The 19,437-nt window shown below is 62.7% G+C and carries 15 protein-coding genes and 1 tRNA gene; 8 read left to right on the top strand and 8 right to left on the bottom strand.

Translation table 11 applies throughout. From position 1 onward, the window contains the following. Positions 1 to 18: 18 nt before the first annotated feature. Positions 19 to 103, top strand: a tRNA-Asn gene (locus X743_RS144980). Here the strand turns inward: X743_RS144980 and X743_RS1000000172350 are convergent. After that, positions 104 to 448 carry a hypothetical protein gene (locus X743_RS1000000172350; protein ID WP_156934501.1) on the bottom strand — a complete coding sequence of 115 codons (345 nt, stop codon included), beginning with the start codon at positions 446 to 448 and terminating at the stop codon, positions 104 to 106. Positions 449 to 660: 212 nt separating this feature from the next. Here X743_RS1000000172350 and X743_RS0136815 point away from each other — a divergent pair, with 212 nt between their 5' ends. The 4 genes from X743_RS0136815 to X743_RS144995 all read left to right on the top strand — a co-directional run bounded on the left by X743_RS0136815 (position 661) and on the right by X743_RS144995 (position 5,747). Next, on the top strand, positions 661 to 1,275 hold the full coding sequence (locus tag X743_RS0136815; RefSeq protein ID WP_031258282.1) for a 4'-phosphopantetheinyl transferase superfamily protein: 615 nt from the start codon (positions 661 to 663) through the stop codon (positions 1,273 to 1,275). A 174-nt stretch (positions 1,276 to 1,449) separates the two neighbouring features. Beyond that, a complete protein-coding gene (locus X743_RS144985; protein WP_051508601.1) occupies positions 1,450 to 2,535 on the top strand; it encodes a thioesterase domain-containing protein in 1,086 nt (361 codons plus the stop codon). After that, positions 2,528 to 4,534, top strand: a complete 2,007-nt coding sequence (locus X743_RS144990; protein WP_023767943.1) for a non-ribosomal peptide synthetase — start codon at positions 2,528 to 2,530, stop codon at positions 4,532 to 4,534. Before X743_RS144985 ends, X743_RS144990 begins: the two co-directional genes overlap by 8 nt. A gap of 34 nt (positions 4,535 to 4,568) precedes the next feature. Beyond that, positions 4,569 to 5,747, top strand: a complete 1,179-nt coding sequence (locus tag X743_RS144995; protein WP_084555611.1) for an acyl-CoA dehydrogenase family protein — start codon at positions 4,569 to 4,571, stop codon at positions 5,745 to 5,747. A 41-nt stretch (positions 5,748 to 5,788) separates the two neighbouring features. Here the strand turns inward: X743_RS144995 and X743_RS145000 are convergent, their stop codons facing one another. The 7 genes from X743_RS145000 to X743_RS145025 form a co-directional block, all read right to left on the bottom strand. Beyond that, complete coding sequence (locus X743_RS145000; RefSeq protein WP_156934500.1) at positions 5,789 to 7,153, bottom strand: oligosaccharide flippase family protein; 1,365 nt, start codon at positions 7,151 to 7,153, stop codon at positions 5,789 to 5,791. After that, the gene (locus X743_RS0136810) at positions 7,144 to 8,421 is read right to left on the bottom strand and encodes a glycosyltransferase family 4 protein (RefSeq protein ID WP_051508600.1); all 1,278 of its coding nucleotides are present in this window, start codon (positions 8,419 to 8,421) and stop codon (positions 7,144 to 7,146) included. Before X743_RS0136810 ends, X743_RS145000 begins: the two co-directional genes overlap by 10 nt. A gap of 14 nt (positions 8,422 to 8,435) precedes the next feature. Continuing rightward, positions 8,436 to 9,194, bottom strand: a complete 759-nt coding sequence (locus X743_RS145005) for a hypothetical protein (protein WP_156934499.1) — start codon at positions 9,192 to 9,194, stop codon at positions 8,436 to 8,438. After that, complete coding sequence (locus tag X743_RS145010) at positions 9,181 to 11,160, bottom strand: hypothetical protein (protein WP_051508599.1); 1,980 nt, start codon at positions 11,158 to 11,160, stop codon at positions 9,181 to 9,183. Before X743_RS145010 ends, X743_RS145005 begins: the two co-directional genes overlap by 14 nt. Continuing rightward, the gene (locus tag X743_RS145015; RefSeq protein WP_023767937.1) at positions 11,157 to 12,302 is read right to left on the bottom strand and encodes a glycosyltransferase family 4 protein; all 1,146 of its coding nucleotides are present in this window, start codon (positions 12,300 to 12,302) and stop codon (positions 11,157 to 11,159) included. The genes X743_RS145010 and X743_RS145015 overlap by 4 nt, the downstream gene beginning before the upstream one ends. Before the next feature lie 5 nt (positions 12,303 to 12,307). Continuing rightward, a complete protein-coding gene (locus tag X743_RS145020; RefSeq protein WP_023767936.1) occupies positions 12,308 to 13,108 on the bottom strand; it encodes a glycosyltransferase family 2 protein in 801 nt (266 codons plus the stop codon). A gap of 629 nt (positions 13,109 to 13,737) precedes the next feature. Continuing rightward, the gene (locus tag X743_RS145025) at positions 13,738 to 15,333 is read right to left on the bottom strand and encodes a hypothetical protein (protein WP_156934498.1); all 1,596 of its coding nucleotides are present in this window, start codon (positions 15,331 to 15,333) and stop codon (positions 13,738 to 13,740) included. Between the two features lie 137 nt (positions 15,334 to 15,470). Between X743_RS145025 and X743_RS145030 the strand changes: the two genes are divergently transcribed. From X743_RS145030 to X743_RS145040, 3 genes are read left to right on the top strand one after another with little or no spacing between them, the layout of a single operon-like run. Next, complete coding sequence (locus tag X743_RS145030) at positions 15,471 to 16,733, top strand: cellulase family glycosylhydrolase (protein ID WP_051508606.1); 1,263 nt, start codon at positions 15,471 to 15,473, stop codon at positions 16,731 to 16,733. Next, positions 16,730 to 17,812: a glycosyltransferase gene (locus X743_RS145035; protein WP_084555608.1), complete on the top strand. Its 1,083-nt coding sequence runs from the start codon at positions 16,730 to 16,732 to the stop codon at positions 17,810 to 17,812. The genes X743_RS145030 and X743_RS145035 overlap by 4 nt, the downstream gene beginning before the upstream one ends. After that, entirely contained in the window at positions 17,813 to 19,429 is a 1,617-nt protein-coding gene (locus tag X743_RS145040) for a GMC family oxidoreductase (protein WP_023767932.1), read from the top strand. The last annotated feature ends 8 nt before the right edge of the window (positions 19,430 to 19,437 follow it).

Genomic DNA, 19,437 nt, shown 5'->3' with positions numbered 1-19,437 from the left:
GGGCTCTCTAGTCTATGTTTCAGCGTGGCGGAATTGGTAGACGCACCGCACTGTTGATGCGGCGCCGACAGGCTTGTAGGTTCGACTCCTACCGCTGGAGCCATCATTTTAGGTCGTTGAAGAAGGGCATTTCGGCCCCTTCTGCCCGACGCGCGAGTACTTTTGGTCCACCGATACGCCTCCCAGTAAAGAGATCCCTGGAGCGCCAGTTCACTGTCAGTCCGGCAAGAGACATTTGGCAGTTTCGCCTCCGGGCATACCCCTTGCGAGCAGCGGTATGCCTGGGTGTTTTGACGTAGCCCATCCATACACCAAAATATCCACCAGGCGCTCCTTGCTTTCGCCCCTGCGTGATTGTTTCATCGGGGAAAGCCGCATGAATGGCGCTGCCGTTCATTTGAAAGAATTGCACTTGTGCGCATGAGCGCTCCCAGCGATCGGCATCCACGTATGACTCCTGACTGCTACCCTGAGCTCGACTTTATCGAATTTTCTGACGCGGGCGGGAACGATCGTCATGGCGTGGGCGCGAGCTGGAATTCTCATGCTGTCTCGGTTCGGCCGGAACATCGATTAATCGGCGTCAGTCAGCTTCTTGTGGAGCCGGCACCGCCCCCTCCAAACGTCTTGGGTAAAATCGAGCTGAGACCCGAGACCATAATGCCGGTTCTCGAGAATGATGGTTTAGAGATCCTGGCATTCATGCTCGATGTGGAGCCGAACGTCGTCCGCGAGATAGGTGTTTGCCTCAACGAAGAGGAACGGCGGCGCGCCGAGGGGTTGAGACTGGAGCGGGACCGCCGGCGCTTTGTCGCTACACGTGGGCGACTGCGTCAGGTCCTCGCTTCCAAACTGGGAATCTCGCCATCCGAGGTCGAACTAGAATATGGGCACCGAGGCAAACCACACCTCTCGCACTGCATGGGTGCTCGCGATCTGTGCTTCAGCGTCTCACGATCCGGAGATGTCGCGGTCGTCGCCCTCTCGACCAGGCAGGAGGTCGGGGTGGACATCGAGGCAGTTCGCCCTGTGCCCGAAGCGGACGAGATCGCAGCGCTCTGCTTTTCCGCCTCCGAGTATGGGGCCTACACCGCCCTTGGTCCCGAAGACCGGCTGGAGGGCTTCCTCCGGCGCTGGACCCGGCTGGAGGCTATCTCCAAGGCCCTGGGGTGCGGCTTAGGACAGCCCTCTTCCTGGGATGAAGGGGATTGGGCTGTCCGTAGGTTCGTACCGAAACCTGGGTACATCGGGACGGTGGTAGTCCGGAATTGGTAGTCCGGAATTGAAGTGCCCGCGATGCCATCATTCGCTTACGATGCACTGTGAATAAACGAGGGCACGCAAGTTCATTAACGGGGCAGCGCTCCACAACGGGCAGCGCTCCACTCACATGTCCGGGCGTACGGATGACGAGTTTCATGGTGAAACAGTCGTGCTGAGGGAGTTGGGATGCGGGTCGTGAATCATGAAGGAAGTGGTTCGGGAGGCCCTGTGTCGGCAAACGTGATGCATATCCCGGAGCTTCTCGCAAACCTCGCGGTTAAGGACATAAAGGTCTGGGTAGAGGGCGATCGGCTGCGGTGCAACGCCCCAGCTGGCACACTGACGGCGGAGTCTTCCGACCAGTTGCGGAACCGGAAGGGCGAAATCATCGCCTTTCTGAACATGGCCACGGCGGCGGCTCGGCAACAGCCTGCAATCATTCCCCTGCAGTCTCGTGGAACACGCACGCCCATTTATGCCGTACCCGGGCATATCGGCGCCCCCTTCTCATTCTCGGACCTGTCGAAGCACCTGGGCGGCGATCAACCGTTTTACGCACTCCAGCCGCCTGGCTTCGATGGGCAGAGCGAGCCGATGGACCGCGTCGAAGATATCGCCAAGTACTTCGCCCGCCAGATCGTCGAATATCAGCCCACTGGTCCATACATCATCGCCGGTTACTGCTCCGGTGCTGCAACCGCTTTCGAGCTGGCCAAAATCCTGTGTGGACGCGGAGCGGAGATCCCATGCGTAGCGCTGTTTGGCCCTCTTCACCCCACCACCTTTAGCAAATTGCCGCGTCTGCTGTATTTCAATGCTAGCCGTAGCGCCGAGTCACTCCTGCGAGAGATGGCGAAAATGCCGACATTCGGTGCCCGTCTCCGACATTTCGGCAGTCGCCTGCGGAATCTCGGCAAGCGCGCCATCGTGACCCCCATTCGCAGAAGCAAAGAGCCTGTCACGTCAGATCCGGTGCTGGCGAGCAGAGCTCGGCTCAAATCCGCGGCGATCACGGCTTTGCGGCGGTACATTCCCACTCCGTATTCGGGTCGAGTATGCATATTCCTTCCGAACAAGGCCTGGATGCGATCGGGTGCAGCACCGCACCGCTGGCTTCGAGTGGTGCCCCATGCCGAATTCTATTTCGGGCCCGAGGACTGCAACGATACCCTTATGCTGGAGGAACCGGACGCACCTGCCATCGCAGAGCTTTATCGCCAAGCAACCCAAAAAGCTGAACGATCTGCTATCGGGAGCGCATCTCATGAATGAAGTCCTACCTATCGCGGTGGAAGGCGGAGCGCTTCCTCTGCTGAAAGATGCCGATCATCAGGCGCTGGTCGTCGAGTACAACGCCACAGCAGCGCCCTACCCGTCGGACAGGACGATCATCGATCTCTTCCTCGACCAGGCGATGCGTAATCCTGATGCCGAAGCGATCCGCTTCGGCGACGCAACGCTGACGTACCAGCAGCTCAACGAACGCTCCAACCAAATGGCTACGCATCTGAGCTCGACCGGCGTGGGGCGGGGCCGGATTGCCGTTGTGTTCATGGAGCACTCCATTGAAGTCGTCGTCGCGATCTTAGGCGTCCTGAAGTCGGGCGCGGCCTATGTGCCGGTGGATGCGGCAACACCGAAGGGGCGTCTCGCAACAATCCTGAAGGACATTGCCAACGGGACCGACGGGCGGGCGCCGGTGGCGATCACTCAGACGCGCTTGCGGTCCGTCATTTCCCCGGACCTTGCCGACATTTTCGTGCTCGACGCCGATTTCGGGTCGATCTCGGCTCAGCCGGTCTCGGCCCGACCGTCGGCTGCCACTCCGCACGGCGCCGCCTATATCATCTTCACCTCCGGCTCGACCGGCACGCCCAAGGGCGTCGTGATCGAGCACCGGAACCTGGTGAATTACATCTGGTGGGCCGCTCGGGTGTACAGTTCCGGCGAACGTCTCGCATGGCCCCTTTTCTCATCCCTCGCCTTCGACCTGACCGTGACGACGCTCTTCACGCCACTCATCACCGGTGGCCGCATCGTGGTCTATCTTGGTGATCCCGGAATCCAGAGCATGGTGGTTCTCAAGGTCATCGACGACAATGCCGTCGATATTATGAAGCTGACGCCGGCGCATCTCGCGATGATCCGCGACCGCAATCTTGGGACCACAAGGCTGCGCAAGTTCATCGTGGGTGGCGAGGACTTCAAGACCGAATTGGCTCGCGATATCACGAAAGCCATCCCCCATCCTGTCGAGATCTACAACGAGTACGGACCAACCGAGGCCACGGTGGGCTGCATGATACACCGTTTCGACATCGACCGGGACCAAAGCTCATCGGTGCCGATCGGCGTTCCGGCCGCCAATGCGGGCATCTACGTCCTCAGCAAGGCACATCAGCCCACCTCCCCCGGCATTGTCGGTGAGATGTTCATTGCCGGCGACGGCTTGGCGAGGGGCTATTTCAATCGCCCTGACCTCACTGACGAACGGTTCCTTACGGCCCCCGATCCCCGAGATCGGTTTTCGCAGCTGCGGCTGTACAAGACCGGCGATCTCGCCCGCTGGAATGCGGAAGGGCGCCTGGACTTTCTCGGCCGCGCCGATCATCAGGTGAAGGTTGGTGGCGCGCGTGTCGAACTGGGCGAGATCGAAGCGCGGCTTCTGAAGCACTCGGACGTTCAGGAATGCGCTGTCGCTGCCATCGCCACCTCGGTCGTGAAATCGGCGACACAACTCGGCCATGTCGAACCGCCAGAGGTCGAAGACGGCATCGCACGACTTGTGGCCTACTATGTCTCGTCGAAACCTGTGACTGTGGCGGCCCTGCGCGCCCATCTTGCCGAAGAACTCATGGAGTCCATGATCCCCACACACTATGTTCGCCTCGAACGGATGCCGCTCACGTCCAACGGGAAGATCGACCGCACCTCGCTTCCCGAACCGACGGCGGAAAACATCCAGCCTGCACAAGACTTCGCCGCTCCCTCGACGGAGACCGAGAAGATGGTGGCCGCGCTGTGGTGCGATCTCCTCCAGGTCGAGTCGATCGGCCGGGACGACAACTTCTTTGGCCTGGGCGGGCAGTCGCTGTTGGTGATGCGGGCGGTGTCAAAAATGCGAAAGACCTTCGGCGTCGACGTGCAGCTTCGCAATCTCTTCGAGCGCCCGACAGTGGCCGGACTGGCGGAAGTGATAGACGCAATGCGCTGGGTGGCCGATTCCAGAGCCCCTTCACTCGAGGGACCGAGAGAGGAAATCGAACTCTAGCTTTCGAACGGCCCTCCGAATGGCCTTGGGGCGGATGAAGATGATGGACAACGCTTGGGTACCGTCGCGAGGATCGGGGCTGCCGTGGACAACGGGGGAGTATGAACTCCTGCGGGACCAGGTCCGCCGGTTCGTCGAGGAGGAGATCAAGCCCTGTGCGGATCGCTGGGAAGAGGACGGGTTCGTTCCCCGTCCGGTCCTGCGCCGCATGGGCGAACTCGGCTTCTTCGGCATCCGCTACCCGGCCGAGTATGGTGGTGCCGAGATGGATGCGGTTGCATCGACGGTCTTCGCCGAGGAGCTCGGGCGCTCGACCTATGGCGGCGCCGCCGATGCGATGCTGGTCCATAGCGACATGGCTTCCATGTATGTCTTTCACGACGGGACCAAAGCCCAGCGGGCCCGCTGGATGCCGGGCATTGTCAGCGGCGAGGTGATCACCGCGGTCGCCATCACGGAGCCGGATGCCGGATCGGACGTGAAGGCCATCCATATGCGCGCGACCCGAGAGGGCGACTCTTACGTGCTCAACGGCACAAAGCTCTACATCACGAATGGCGTCCACGCAGATCTCTACTGCGTCGCCGCCAAGACCGATCCCTCGGCAGGAAGCAACGGAATCACGATGTTCCTGGTCGAGAAGGGCACGCCGGGCTTCAGCGTCGCCCGCGAGTTGGACAAGCACGGCTGGCGCTCCTCCGATACCGCGGAGCTCGTCTTCGACGGTTGCCGTATCCCCGCCGAGAGCGTGCTCGGCGCGGAGGGACAGGGCTTTTACTCCATCATGCGCAACTTCCAGAACGAGCGCCTTGTCCTCGCGGCCATGGCGATAGGGACGGCCGAGGCGGCGATCGATATGACCCTCGCCTGGGTGAAAGCTCGCCGCGCATTCGGGGGCGCCCTTTGGGACTTGCAAGCGATCCGTCAACGTCTCGCGATGCTTTCAGCGAAGGTGGAGGCAAGCCGCCAGTTTCTCTATGCCACCGCTTGGCGCATGGCGGCGGACCAAGATTGCATGCGCGAGATCTCGATGTTGAAGGCCATTTGCGGCGAACTGGTCAATGAGGTTGTCTATGCGTGCGTGCAGTACCACGGCGCCATGGGCGTCATGCGCGAGAGTCCGATCGAGCGGATAACGCGTGACGCCCGCATCCTGTCCATCGCCGGCGGCGCAACGGAGGTGATGCTGGAGGTGGTCGCGTCGATGTCGTGAGCCCAATGCCGCCACATCACGAGTCGCCTGCAAACGCCAGCTCAAGAATCATCCTGGCGGCCATCGACGAGATCAGTCTGGAGCGGCGGCGCCCGCGGTTCTTCGTGCACAGGGCCGGCGGCAGAATCCAGGTTCGTCGCGAAGGCCAGGATCAGTGCCGCACACGCACCCTCGATGCTGACGGCGAGCGTCCAGCCCAGGACCAGGCCTTGAAGTCCACCAATTTTCGCTCCCGCGATCACCAGGCACAGCTCCAGCAATCCGCCAAGCGCGAACCAGCGAGATGCCTTGCGCATCCTGTCGCCCAACCGCGCCAGCGTGCAGGCATGAAATTTAAGCGTTGATCCCAACAGGCTGAAGCCGAGGAAGCGCAGGCTCGAACCGGCGATCTCAGGATAGGCAGGATTGAAGACGGCAAGGACTGTCTGCGAATAGGTGAAGATGAAGACGGCGCAGACCAGCGAGAAGAGCAATGACGCCATCACCGATAAAAGAATGTCGTGTCTGGATTGTTTCGGGCTCGCTCTCACTACGGGGAACAGGACCGTGGCCATGGCCGCGGGAATCAACGAGGCCATGGAGACCAACATCCATAAGCATACGAAGGCAGCATTGATGGCCGGCGATAGGAGAACTAGCACGAGGTAGGGCATGATGATGCCCGGAGCCTGCAAGGCCACGTCGAGCGCGTAGTGGTCGAAGACCTTCTTGCGGAGCGTTTGGAGCAGCTGGAAGTCCGGAGGCCCAACGAGTTTACGCGCACCGCCCCGCGTCAACAGGTCCACGCCGACGAGGGATGCCAGCAGGCCGGCCGCCCAGCTCAGAAGAAGCGCGGCATGGGAGGTGTAGCCGCCAGCCGCGGCGGCGGCGATCAGCATCAGCTTCAACGTACCGAACAGCACTAGCCGAACCATCCTGCCGGCGCTGCGCAGGTTGCCCAGGAATGCCTGGTCGGCCACGATGGCGAGAACCGTCAGACCGCAGCCGAGGACGAACGCAATACCCTCGAACCAGCCGCCGATCAGCGCGGTCGGGGTATAGAAGTACGCGTGCCCGAGGACGAACAACAAGGCGAGGACGACCGCCAGGAGCACCCCGACGCACGCTGCTGCGGCCACCAGGCCGCGCTCCTTGCCAGGATTCCGGACGATCTCGCCGACCAGCATGGTCCCGAGCCCCGCCTCTCCCAGCGTGCCGATAAGTCCCATCACGGACAGTAGCGCAGCGGTGTTGCCGATCACCTCGGGCGGAAACAGCCGCGCCGCGAGCCACCAATAGACAAACCCAAGACCGGCCGCTGCAGTCGTTCCGATTGCTAGAGCGCCGGAATTCATCACGAGCGCGGAACTTTTGCGAAGCTCTCGGCGTATGCGAACAATGGCCGTTCCGGCGCGGTCTACCGACACGGTTGCTGTCCCGAACCTTGCTGCGCCGGCACTGCGGACCTGGCGGCGGCTGGGCGCAGGACGTCCCGGTAGACCTGCTCGATCCGGGTCACGACCGCTCCGGCCTTGAGGCGCTCGACCCTGGCCAGGCTTGTCGCCTCCAGGCGGGCGAGTAAGGCGCGGTCCTCCAGAAGTGTCTGCATTGCGTTGGCGAGGGCGTGCGCGTCACCGCTCGGCACGAGAAGGCCTGTTTCGCCATGATCGACGATATCCGGCATCCCGCCGATGTCGGTTGCAACGACCGCCTTGCCGGACGCCATCGCTTCCATGATCACTGTCGCGCAGGCTTCTGGCCCCACCGACGGCAGCACGCCGAACAGACAGCGCCGCCATGCATGCATTATGGCGGAATGCGGCCACATGTTAAAGACTCGAACGTTCGGCGGAAATTCGGTTGGCGTATCGGCGACCCGGCGCCCGACCAGGACTAGTTGCGGCGCACCCTCCAGGCTGGCATAGGCCTGCAGGAGAACGTCAATGCCCTTAAGACGCGTCAAGTCCCCGACGAACAGGATGAATTCGTTCCCGGGGAGCCCGCGCAGGCAGGCATCTTCGGGGCCCAGCACTTCGACATCGTCGGGCACGAAGTTGGGGATGACGTCGTAAGGGGCGCGGCCTTGGGTGAGTCCGGTGTGACGGGCCACCGCGTGGCTCACCGCGATAAACCGGTCCACCACGCGCCGAGCGGCGAAGCTCGACGCCCAGTTGCCCAAGCTAGTCGCGGCTGCCTTCACGGCGCCGTAGTGGCCTGTGGCGCAGGGCAGGCACTTGGCCGGTGCTGCCCCACTGCAGAGATGGGTGCCCAAGTGCATGAAGTTCTTTTTGGCGCAGACAAGACCATAATCGTGGAGCGTAACCACGAGGCGTGCCCCCCCCAGACCTTTGAGCGGCAGGAAGGACGCGTAAATCCAGTTATGGGCGTGAACGATGTCCGGCTCCTCCCGGTCTACCAGCCGCTTCAGGGCAAGCACCAGTTCGGGATCCGGGAAAGGCGGTGCATGGCGACGCTCGGGATCGGTGTGGAGGCCCGACAGGCGCTGGAGCGTGCCGCGCAGGCGATGCACGGGGACCGGGCCGTCCAGCTCGGTTTCGGGCGATCCGGGATGCATCATGGTCCCGACGCTGACATGGTGACCCCGCTGCGCGAGCGCTGCGCCGAGATTGCGGACGTGCCGCTCCTCTCCCCCGATCACCGGAGGGTAGAACTGCGATAGCAGCAGGATGCGCATGATCGAACCTCATTTCAGATGCGCGGCACCAGCGTCGAAACCCTGCGATAGAGCCGGTTATCCTCTGGTCGATAGAGCCGCGCCTCGGCTGTCTGGCGAGTTGCCAAGGTGGGCACCGGGATTTCTTGCGTCCAGGTGTCGCCCGGCGCGACGGCGACCGATCGGAATACGGCGAACGGTTGCCCATCAAGAGTGATTTCCAGGTCGAACCGCTGAGGCTGGGTCTCGGCGCTCCTGATGCCGACGGTGATCCGGCCGGCCCCGCCACTGGCCCATGGCAACAACCACAACTCCGTGTATTTGAATTCCCGGTGGTGCGCTTCGTCCCGGACGGCCAGCGCATAGGCACTGGTCGCCACAAGCATCGCCAGCATCACCGCGGCCCCCTGCCAAAGCCGCAGCGGCACCAGAGCCGGCCAGGCTGGCAGGTCGGGAGTGTCGCGTCGGATGGCGGCCACCAGCGCCGCGGCGGCCGTCACCACGCAGCACCAGACCGCCCAGCCGAGCGGTGTAAGGGAGCCTATGGCATTCAGGGCAAAGCCCCCGGCAATCGTGGCTCCGAAGCTTGCTCCGACCGCGTAGGTGAGGTGTTGCAGCACTGAGGTGGTCCGGACGCCAATGGCCCGCACGATCGAGTGGCCCGAGACCAGGAACACCATGGGCGCGCCAAAAAGGGTACGGAGGAACACGCTGTCGCTGACCGCAACGGCCGCCACCGTGGCCACGGCCCACAAACAGGCGGCCAGAAGGTCCCGCTTGCTAGGAGTTCCCATGCAATCCCCTCACGTCGTAGATCACAATCGAGCCGTTGTCGTAGATGCGGGCGACGCCCGGGATATCATTGAACTTAAGCAGGGCTGCGCTCGAAAGCGGCAGTCCCTTCTGCCGTTGCCACGGCTGAAAGTAAAAGCCGAGTACGGGCGGCGCCGTGGTCAGGCGCAGGTCCACCAGCAGGAAATCAATGTCGCTTCCCGCCAAGGCCCAAAACTCTTCAGACCCCAATGTCTCGCCCTCGAATATACGCGCGGCATCGACGCCCTCTTTGATCCTGACCCTGACGTCCTGCCGGCCGTAGCTCGCAAGCAAAAGGCGGTTGATACGGTCGCTGGTGAAGCGGTTTCCTGCACCGAGCCACTCCTTGGTCCAGCGTGCCGTTTCGATTCCCATGGGCTCGATCGAGTCCTGATCAGCGCCGACCTTGTAGCGCCCATGGATGGGATTGATCGTAGCGCTCGCGACGCCGCCCACGACGATGATCGCCAGAGCGACGGCCGGAACGATGCGGCGCCACCCGCGCGGCGTGCGCCCCTGCCAGAAGTGGACGATGCTCACCGCGACCACCAGCCCGACGCCGATGAACACGAACGTTCCCATGCGGTTGCCGATTTCCCATCCAGCGCTGGTCAGTCGGAAGGCCACCGAGAGTGGAAGCCCGAAGGCTAGCAAGGTGAGGAGCACGAGGCGGCTGTCGCGCCAGCGGCGTTTGAGAATGGCCTGAATCGCACGCCAACCGGACCGCTCGTCACTCGGCGCAGCCATAGCCAGTGATCGAAAGAATCCCGTTGCCAGGCCAAGTGCCAGCAGCAGGAGCGCCAGCAAGGTGGTCATTTGCATGTAGAGGGCCTTGTCCGGCGCTCCGAGGTGTTCCGACACTGGGGTGGCCGCGCCCAGGATCTTCGCGAGCAAGGTGTCGATGCCGGCCTGGATCACCGGGCCGAAATAGGCTGCGAGAGGGACCCCACGGGCCTCCGCCCACAGGAACGGCAGACCTATGGCCAGGCTCGCCGTGAGGCCCACGACGACCGCGGCCCCAATCCGCAGGGGGTCGTGCCGGCGCAGCGCCTCGAGTCCCGCCAGCGCCGCGAAATAGATGGCGGCAAAGGCGGCCGAAAGATGATGCGTGACCGCGAGGCTTGCCAACAGCAAGGCAATCAGCCCAAGCGACTTCAGCCTCGGTCGCCCGACGAGGTCCCTGGAGGCGGCTTCGACCGCGAAGGTCAGCACGCACAGCATGATGCCGGCGCTCTCGTAGGCGAAACTCGAGTCGAACAGGAAGAAGGTCGAGCAGCCCATATAGACGAGACAGGCGATGGCCGAGATGCGCGGCGATCCGGCGATGCTCTCGAGCAACAGAAACAGGGCACTGATGAAGGTGCCCTTGAGGACGGCCAACAAGAGCGTCCCCGCCACAACCAAGGGCAGTCCCGTAAGATCGACGATCGCCGTCGTCAGGATTTCCAGGGCGGGATACTTTGGGCCGATCGGGAATAGCGGGTTGGACAGGAACAGCCGGCGAGCCGTGATGAGATCTTGGGCTGCAATCCAGTGCAAGAACTCGTCGTAACCGCTGAAGCTTGTCGGGGAATAGACCCTCTTGCAGTAGAACAGGGCTTCGGCAAGCAGGAACAGAAGGCACAGGCGCTCGCCGCGGGCTGTCGTCGGCCAGGCGATGCGAAGGCTGGTCGGAACCACGAGGAGGACAACACCGGACCAGAAGAGCAGCGGCGCCACGTCATAGCCCCGGCGCCCGGCCGCGTGCCCGGCCACGACCAGGAGCAGAGCCGCGGCGACAGTCATGCACAGACTCGCGATCCATCCGGAGTTGGCCAGTTGCGGCGGGGGATCTGCGCTGCCGCCGCGAAGGTCGGGGCCGATAACGGCCGAGATGAGGCGTATCCCGGCCCTGATCGGGTTTATCCTAGCTCCCACGGTGAAATGAGCCGAAATCATCAGCCTCATGCCCCCGTCGCAGGAGGCCACGAGATCACGCCGCCGGGAGTCAATCGGACCGGGGAACGGCTGCTCAGGACATCGCAATAGACGTCGCCCACCTTTTGCGCGCAGGCATCCCAGTCGGGCAACGCCAAATCCGGCACCTCCCGACGGGCCTCCAGTTCCTCGGCCATGGCAGCGGCCAGTTCCTCCGAACCGGCCTTGCACGAAATCGCCCGGCACAGGCCATTCGCGGCCAGCTCCCGCAGACCGGACGTGTCGCTGACGAGGACCGGACGGCGCAGCGACAGGGCTTCCATCACCGCAACCGGATGGGCTTCGTACTCGCTGAACAGCACGAACAGCCCGGCACTCGCCAGCAAGTCTGCCATTTTCTGCCGCTCCAATCCTGGGATGGCTGCGATAGTGACCCGCTCCTCCAGACCGAGCGTCGCGACCAAGCGCCGCAATTCTCTCTCGTAGGGCCCTGTACCGACGATGTGCAGCCGCACGTCCGGTATCCTGCGGATCAGTTCGGGCAAGGCCGCGATCGCCCGATGATGGCCCTTGTAGCGCTCCAGCCGGCCGCTCGAGACGATCAGGTGCGGATCGACCTTGATGCCGGGGCTTGGAGCCGGCATCGCGGCGCCGTTGGGGATAACGACAAACCGCTCCCGCGGCACGCCCATTCTCGCGCTGAAGAAATCGGCTTCGAATTCAGAGACGCCGATCAGCCGCGCGGCCCGGGCTACCAGCGGCCGGAGCAGCGCATGCTGGGTGCTGCGCATGGCGTTGCGCAGCCAGGAGGAATGCCCGCCGCTGTGGAAGGTCAGGACGAACGGCAGGTGCCCGCGGATGACCGCAAGCAGTCCGATCGGCACCACGAAACTGCTGTAACCCTGGAAGTGGACAAGATCCCAAGCGCCGCGCCGGATCGCGCTATAAATGCCGGGTGCCACATAGAGGTCCAGTTCCCTTGGCCAGGCCGGCACGCGCCGCACACGCATGCCGAGCACCTCCTCCTCAACCGGCAGTTCCCCCGAAGGATCGGTAGTGAGCACGTCGACTGCGTGGCCACGCGCGACCAAGCGGGGACCGACCTCCTGGATGTGGGTTTCAGTGCCGCCCATGAAGGGGTAGCAGCGAGCGGCAACCATCAGGATTCGCATCAGGCTTACCCGCCGTCACCACAGGCTGTCGCGCCTCGCCTGTGCTGTTGGTGTACCCTTTCACGCAGGATGGTCTTGAGGACGCGCCAGCCGTCGGGGATGGCGCGCAGATGGCTCACTCCACTGATGCGCGGAGCCTCGAAGCTCGCCACCTCGACGATGTTGAGGTGATTCTTCAATGCCCGTACGTTGATGAGGGTCTCTATCTCGAAGCCATCGCAGTCGCAATTCAGCGTGCCGACGTGCTTGGTCCAGAAGGCTATGTATCCGTAGCATAGATCGGAGAACCAGCCGCCATAGAGCAGCCGCACGAACAGGGTCAGCCCCCTGTTGCCGAACATCCGGAACAGCGACATGTCGTCGGTACCGGCGCCCTGAATAAAGCGTGAACCCTTGACGAGATCCGCGCCGGCCATCAGAGCACTGACAAAGACAATCGCCTGCTCCGGGACCATGGAGCCGTCAGCGTCCAGCATGACGATGATGTCGCCCGTCGCGGCCCGGAATCCCGCTTGCAGTGCAGCGCCCTTGCCCAGCCGGGGTTCCATGACAACCTTCACGTCCGCGCGCAGGCGGCGCGCGACCGCGACCGTGTCGTCAGTCGAACGACCATCCACGACAATAATCTCATGCGCCCATTTGGGGATGCGCGGCAGAAGCCAAGGAAGGTTCTCGGCTTCATTGAGCGTTGGGACGATAAAGCTTACTCGGGGCAGAGTCAGTGCTCGCTGCAGTGCAATATCAATCGGGTCGGGCGGCGATACGGCACCGACGTGGGCGAGATTGCTGGGGAGACGCTCATTCATGGCAGCGCCGTGAGGTCGAGTGATGGGACCTAAGGAGCGGGCTGAAAGTGCGCCCGGACTGCCGGTGTCGGGCCAGGTAATAGGCCCCGTAGACGACTTGACATGCTAGACCGAAGCTGTTTGCGGCAGTGCGCATGCAATGCAGGCCGGGACTGGCATACCGGGGATCATGTTGTCCTTCCATGACCGATGAGCTTCCCAAACGTCCGGTGCTCCCCATCGCGCGCACGCAAATGCGCTGCTGGCCACAAGTCGTAGGGACCAATTCCAATAAACGCCACATCCACGGGTGTACTCCAACCATTTGCGGACTCCGGGCCAAAATGAAACGAAGATGAGATGCACGAAGATTGGTACGCTTGTGGCCGGCCCTTGAAGCGCGCTTGTGGCCGGTCCCTAAAGTTTTGTTGTTGCACGACCATTACCGGTGAAGAACCGAAATGGAAGGACGATGGATGGTTAGGGAAAAGACAATAGAAGACTAACTCTTTCGGGGTATCCTTTGAGGTTGTTTTCAGCTCATGCCACCAGCGCAGATCGTACGGCAGCGGCGGCGGTCACCTTCAGCAGCTGTGTTGGCAGGCTCGAGCCCGCCCGGCTCTTTGCAGGCGGGGTACCTGTGCGGATAGCTAACTCGGTGAGACCGGCCAGGAGAGGGGCTGCCCAAGCGGCTCCGCGACCCCACTCAGCCCCGAGAGCGGCGCGTCGGGCTCCAGCAACCGATAGGAGGTCGTGACCTCTCGCAAACCCCGGATATGCCCGAACAGGTCGATCACCTCCAGGCCGGACCGGCGGTTGTAGGTGTGACATCCCAACGCTCCGGACCAGATGCGACCGATCGGGGTCTGGGCAAACTTCAACTCGCTCAGCGCTTCGATCTGGCAGAACGTCACCGCGCCGCCATAGCCGCGCGCGCAGTCTTGGACCGGGCGTAGCGTGCGTCCGCCGTGTCGGATGACGGCGCCTGCGGGCCGACTGAGCTTGGCATCGAGCAGGACCGGGTTGGCGGGATGGGGCGTCCAAGACCCGGTCAGGCTCTCGGCATGGTAGAGGCTCAAGGCATCCCAGGACGTGGACCTCCACAGCCTTGGGCTGACGAAAAACCAAAAGCCGCCCTCATGCCAGAGCGGCGTGGTATCGTAGCCCTCGATGCCTTCCATGAGGCATGCCTCCCGTGTCCACCGGTAAGGGAACTCGACTGCCCTGTAGAGGCAGACATTCCGGGCCGCTCCCGATTCAGGGATCATCCAGATCTGACCATTCTGCTTGAACACGAACGGGTACGAGAGGTGATGCGGTTCCTCCACAACGATCCGGCATTCGCCGGCTGTCCCGTCCCGGTTCACTGGCACGACCGCAATGCACCCCCGGTTCTTCGAGTAGAGGTACTGCTCGACAAAGATGAAATCCTGCCCCTGGTGCCGGAATGGGAACGGGTCGGCAAGGTAGCTGTCGGTATTTCCGGTGAACACGCGGAAGGCTGCTTCGCCTTTGTCCAGCAGGCTCGCCGATTCGTCGAAGCGCCAGCCAATCCCCCACATCCTGCCGCCCCTCGCCAATTCGTCCAAACGCCCGATCACCTTCGATGCAACCGTGCCGGTCGCCCTTGCGAGCGCCGAAAGCGCACCAAACGAAGGTAGTTCCGTCCGTGGACCGGGGCTAGCGGACGCAGCTGAACTGGTTTCCTCGCACAAGGCCTTGAGAATCAGCGGCACAGCGCAGGAAAGGGCGCTGTCGAGCCTCAACGCCAACACTTGTCGGTCTGCACTGGTCGGGCGCGCCGTCCACGGTCGCAACGGGCGCGCCGTGTCATGCAGGTCGACGAGAAGATCCTGATGATGCACCCAGGCCGCCACGACACCGATCTCGCCGGGTGCGCCATTGAAGACCGGGGTGAGCACGCGCCGCGCCGCCGGGAGCGATTCCGACCCGCTCAAATCGATCACCACATCCGCTTGGCCGGCCGGAGGCGGCGGCAGGCACCGCAGCGCCGCCTCTACGGGATCGATGGCGCCCTTCCCGCTAAAGCCATAGACCAGTCGTTCGAGTTCGAGCAGCAGACGGAAGATCAACGGCAGCGGACGGCAGCCAGCCGCGAAAACGCAGGAGACCTCGTTGCCGGGCACTTCAGCGAGCGCCTCTGCCAGCCATAGATGCCAGCGCAGCAGCCGCGACGGATCGAGACTCAAGCAAATGCGCATTGTTGTTCTCACGTCGAATTTCAAGAAGACGGGAGCTTTGACGAGAACCACCCAGCCAAGCACCACTATGCCCGATCGACGCCGGTCTGTGCGAGGCCAGAGGAGGTAATCCTTAGGGGCGATTGCACTCGGCGCCGGGCCAGAGCCACATGCAGGGGATGATGATCGACTGGCAATGGGCGAAATACGGGGCGAAATACGGGCTGCGCAATGCGTGGCTGCGTGCATTTGCGTTCGCGTTCGCGTTCGTGTCCGTTGCGGCAATCGCGAGCACCGTGGACAAGCCATCGGCGATGTCTTTCATCAAGACTTCCGGAACGAATTTCACGTTGGACGGCAAGCCTTTCTTCGTAACCGGCGTAAACAACCACTATCTAACCTATGGTTCACAGGTTGAGGTCACCCGCGTTCTCGATGACGCGGTGGCGATGGGCGCTAATGTGGTCCGCACCTTTCTTCAGCCGGTGATCGGGTCGATCGATGGAAGCGTCTCTACGATCTGGGATTGGCGGCTTGAAGGCGAAGCCAGCAATCTCGCGGTCGAGGGCACGTACCTGCTCTACTGGGATCCAAGTCAAAACAGGATGGCGATCAATGACGGCGCCAACGGCATGCAGAAGGTCGATTTCCTTATCGCCGAGGCCGGCAAGCGACACCTGAAGCTGATCATCGCTGTCGTGGACTTCTGGGGTTTCACGGGCGGCGCCCAGCAGATGCGATCCTGGTATGGAAGCAGCGACGAGTCCGCGTTTTTCTTCACCGACCCTCGCACGAAGCAGGACTACCGGACTTGGGTCCGCCACGTCGTGGAGCGCGTCAACCCGCTCACCGGACTTGCCTACCGGGACGACCCGACCATCATGGCTTGGGAGTTGATCAACGAAGGCAACGCGCAGCCATTGGCCTTGCGGTTGAGCTGGACTGCAGAAATGTCGGCCTACGTGAAGTCCCTCGATTCCAATCACCTTGTCAGCTCGGGGAATGCCAACATTTTCGATCCGAAGCTAGCCGATTTGACCATCCCGACCCTCGATTTCGGGACCTGGCACGGCTACCCGATCTTCTACGATCTTACGATCCAGCAATTCAACAACATGATCCCCGAGTTCTGCCAGCTGGCGGCCCGCGCCAAAAAGCCGGTTCTCCTGGAGGAATTCGGCCATGCCCGCTCCAATCAGAACGCACCTGAAGCTTACGCCATGTGGCTCGACTCGGTGACGCGTGATGGCAACTGCGCCGGCTGGATGGTGTGGCGATTGGTGTCGCTGCAGGACAGCGGACGCTATCCCGCCGACGAACACGACCAATTCGATATCCACGATGACGGCGGTGCGCTCTGGAACATCCTCAAAGCCGCCACGGCACGTGCGAGGCAGACACGCGAAACCAGCCTGGGCCCGGAAACCAGCGGGCGGGTGCCATGACTAAAGCCTCTGTCGTTGGCACAACCGCGCCGCCTGGATCGAAAACGGTGCAGCTCGAGGATGACGTCAGCAGCGAACAGAGGCAGATTCCGCGCCGCCCCACGATCTCAGTGCTTATCTGTGCCTACACTGAGGACAGATGGGAGCTGTTGGTCCAGTCGGTGGCCTCGGCGCAGAAGCAGACCTTGCAACCCTGCGAGATCATCGTATGCGTCGACCAGCCCCTGTTCCGCCGTTGTGCCGCCTATTGGGCTGACTCCGCCGCATCCACCCCTCCGACACGGGTGATCCAGAACAAGTTTGACGGGCACCTGGGCGCGGCCCGAAACACGGCAGCCGAGGCGGCCGCCGGAGAGATCCTGGCGTTCCTGGACGACGATGCGGCTGCGGACAAGGACTGGCTCGATATACTGACCGAACCGTACCAGGATGAGCGCATCGGCGCCGTCGGCGGACGTCCCATACCGGTTTTCGAGATTGGCCGCCCGGCCTGGTTCCCCGTGCAGTTCGACTGGGTGTTCGGATGTGCTTATGACGGCCTTCCAACCAGCCGAGGCCCTTTGGCACACCTCATAGGAGCAAACATGTCGGTGCGGCGGACCCTGCTCGAGCGGGTGGGAGGGTTCCATTCCGACCGTCACGACGACATGGACATGTGCCACCGCGTGGCGCACATCGAGGGCAGTGAAGCGGTCATCTACGAACCGGCGGCGACCGTCCGCCACTTTGTACCCGCCTCACGGACGACCTGGAAGTACTTCTGGCGCCGCTGCTTCTTCGTCAATAAGGGAAAGGTCGAGGCCTTTGCCCAGATGGGGGATGCCGCCACATTGGGTGCAGAGACCCGCTTCGTCTGGTACACGCTGACAAAGGGCGTACCGCGCGAGATTTTGCAGGCTGCCAAGGGTGACGCCCACGGACTGGCCCGGACCGCGGCAATAATCGCTGGCGTGGGGCTGGCCGCGGCAGGCCACCTCGCCGGCCGGATCGAGCTGGTGCGACGCTTGCGCCGGCGGTGCCAACAGCCCACCAAGCAGATACTGGACACGGCCGCGCAGGGCGGTGGGCCTGAGAAGTAGATGCCGTCTTCGATAATCATTGGTTCGGGTCCTGCTGCGGCCGCCGCCGTGTTGGCGCTGTCCGAGAACCCAAACGAGAAGATAACCGTGTTCGATCCGGGCACCGTGCTGGAGGAGGAGACGCGGAAGGTTATCTCCAGGCTGTCCAAGCTGCGTGTCGACAACTGGGATGAGGAGGACGTCCGCCGCGTCAGCCTGCAGCCCAAGCGGACCCAGCCCGATTCGCTGCCCGAAAAGAGAAGCTACGGATCCGATTTCCCGTTTGCCAACAAGGGCCAGCTCGACGGCGTCCACGCCGAGGGCAGAGTCAACCCAGCTGTCATATCAAGCGCCTACGGGGGCTTCAGCAACGTCTGGGGGGCCCAGATTATGCCCTTTAGCGCCGCCACGTTCAAGGGATGGCCGCTCGCTTTCTCGGATATGGAAGAGCACTATAGGACAATCCTGCGTCACATTCCTTTCGCTGGAGAGTCCGACGATCTCGAGGAGTGGTTCCCGCTCATCGGATCCCCGGACCCGCTTCCGCCGCTGGCGCCGCGCACGCAGATGGTCCTGGCCAACTACGAACGGCACCGCGATCGAGTGCGCTCCACTGGAATAACGATAGGCCGCGCCCGGCTCGCCTTCTCAGCGCCGGAATGCCAACCCTGCGGCCTATGCATGACTGGTTGCCCGCGGTCGATAATCTTTTCGGCCTCGCACAGCTTCGATCGTTTCAGGCGCAGCGGAAGGATCGACTACCACAGCGGGCTGCTCGCGGTGCGGGTCGACCAGGAGGGCGACACGGCCGTCGTGCAGGCCCGGGAGCTATCCAGCGGCCGGATCCATCGATTCACAGCCGACCGTGTCTTCGTGGGCTGCGGAGCAATCGGGACCACCCGGCTGATTCTAGGCTCGCTCGGATCGAACCAGCCGGTGCATCTTTCGGAATCGGCTCAGTTTGTTCTTCCAATGATATCCATGAGGCCGACCCCGGATCCACGTGCAAGGCGCGAGTTCACACTCAACCAGTTCACCATGGTCATCGGCCGGGACGACGAAGGCTTCGATGTCTCACAGATTCACTTCTATCCCTTCAACCAGGCATATTACGATGCGCTTCCCGGCTTCCTCCAACATCGCGCCGCCGCCTTCGCGACGGATCGGCTCCTGAGTCGGTTGACCATTGGCCTAGGCTACTTGCCGTCCTGGGCCTCACCAAAGGTCCGGGTGAGCGCTCAGATGTCCGCGGTTCATGATGAGCTACCCCAGATCACCCTCACTTCAGAGGGCTTCAGCGAGGCCAAGGTCAGGGGCAAACACGTGCCTCCGATGCTGCCTGACGTAATAAAGCGGATCCGCAGGGCGTCACCCTACCTTGATTTGTGGCCGGTCACGCTGCAGATGCTGTGGTCGGGCGGGGCCAAGAGCTACCACTTTGGCGGCAGCTTTCCTCACGCCAGTGAGCCGCATTCTGGGAGCGTGACGACTGACCGGCTCGGGCGGCTGGCGCGGTGGGACCGGGTCCATCTCATCGACGGGTCGGTTTTCCCAAATGTTCCAGCTACTACCTTTACCCTGACTGTGATGGCCAATTCGCATCGCATCGCCCGGGAAGCGATGCAGCTGGCGAGGTGAGCGTTCAA

It is taken from the genome of Mesorhizobium sp. LNHC232B00 (assembly GCF_000502435.1).
GTDB classification, from domain to species: Bacteria; Pseudomonadota; Alphaproteobacteria; order Rhizobiales; family Rhizobiaceae; genus Mesorhizobium; species Mesorhizobium opportunistum.
This window is presented reverse-complemented; position numbering and strand designations above follow the sequence as displayed.

Bases quoted from the DNA above. Each gene is read 5' to 3' on its own strand.
- X743_RS0136815 (WP_031258282.1), top strand. From the start codon at position 661: ATGCCGGTTCTCGAGAATGATGGTTTAGAGATCCTGGCATTCATGCTC.
- X743_RS144985 (WP_051508601.1), top strand. From the start codon at position 1,450: ATGCGGGTCGTGAATCATGAAGGAAGTGGTTCGGGAGGCCCTGTGTCG.
- X743_RS144990 (WP_023767943.1), top strand. From the start codon at position 2,528: ATGAATGAAGTCCTACCTATCGCGGTGGAAGGCGGAGCGCTTCCTCTG.
- X743_RS144995 (WP_084555611.1), top strand. From the start codon at position 4,569: ATGAAGATGATGGACAACGCTTGGGTACCGTCGCGAGGATCGGGGCTG.
- X743_RS0136810 (WP_051508600.1), bottom strand. From the start codon at position 8,421: ATGCGCATCCTGCTGCTATCGCAGTTCTACCCTCCGGTGATCGGGGGA.
- X743_RS145005 (WP_156934499.1), bottom strand. From the start codon at position 9,194: ATGGGAACTCCTAGCAAGCGGGACCTTCTGGCCGCCTGTTTGTGGGCC.
- X743_RS145010 (WP_051508599.1), bottom strand. From the start codon at position 11,160: ATGAGGCTGATGATTTCGGCTCATTTCACCGTGGGAGCTAGGATAAAC.
- X743_RS145015 (WP_023767937.1), bottom strand. From the start codon at position 12,302: ATGCGAATCCTGATGGTTGCCGCTCGCTGCTACCCCTTCATGGGCGGC.
- X743_RS145020 (WP_023767936.1), bottom strand. From the start codon at position 13,108: ATGAATGAGCGTCTCCCCAGCAATCTCGCCCACGTCGGTGCCGTATCG.
- X743_RS145030 (WP_051508606.1), top strand. From the start codon at position 15,471: ATGATCGACTGGCAATGGGCGAAATACGGGGCGAAATACGGGCTGCGC.
- X743_RS145035 (WP_084555608.1), top strand. From the start codon at position 16,730: ATGACTAAAGCCTCTGTCGTTGGCACAACCGCGCCGCCTGGATCGAAA.
- X743_RS145040 (WP_023767932.1), top strand. From the start codon at position 17,813: ATGCCGTCTTCGATAATCATTGGTTCGGGTCCTGCTGCGGCCGCCGCC.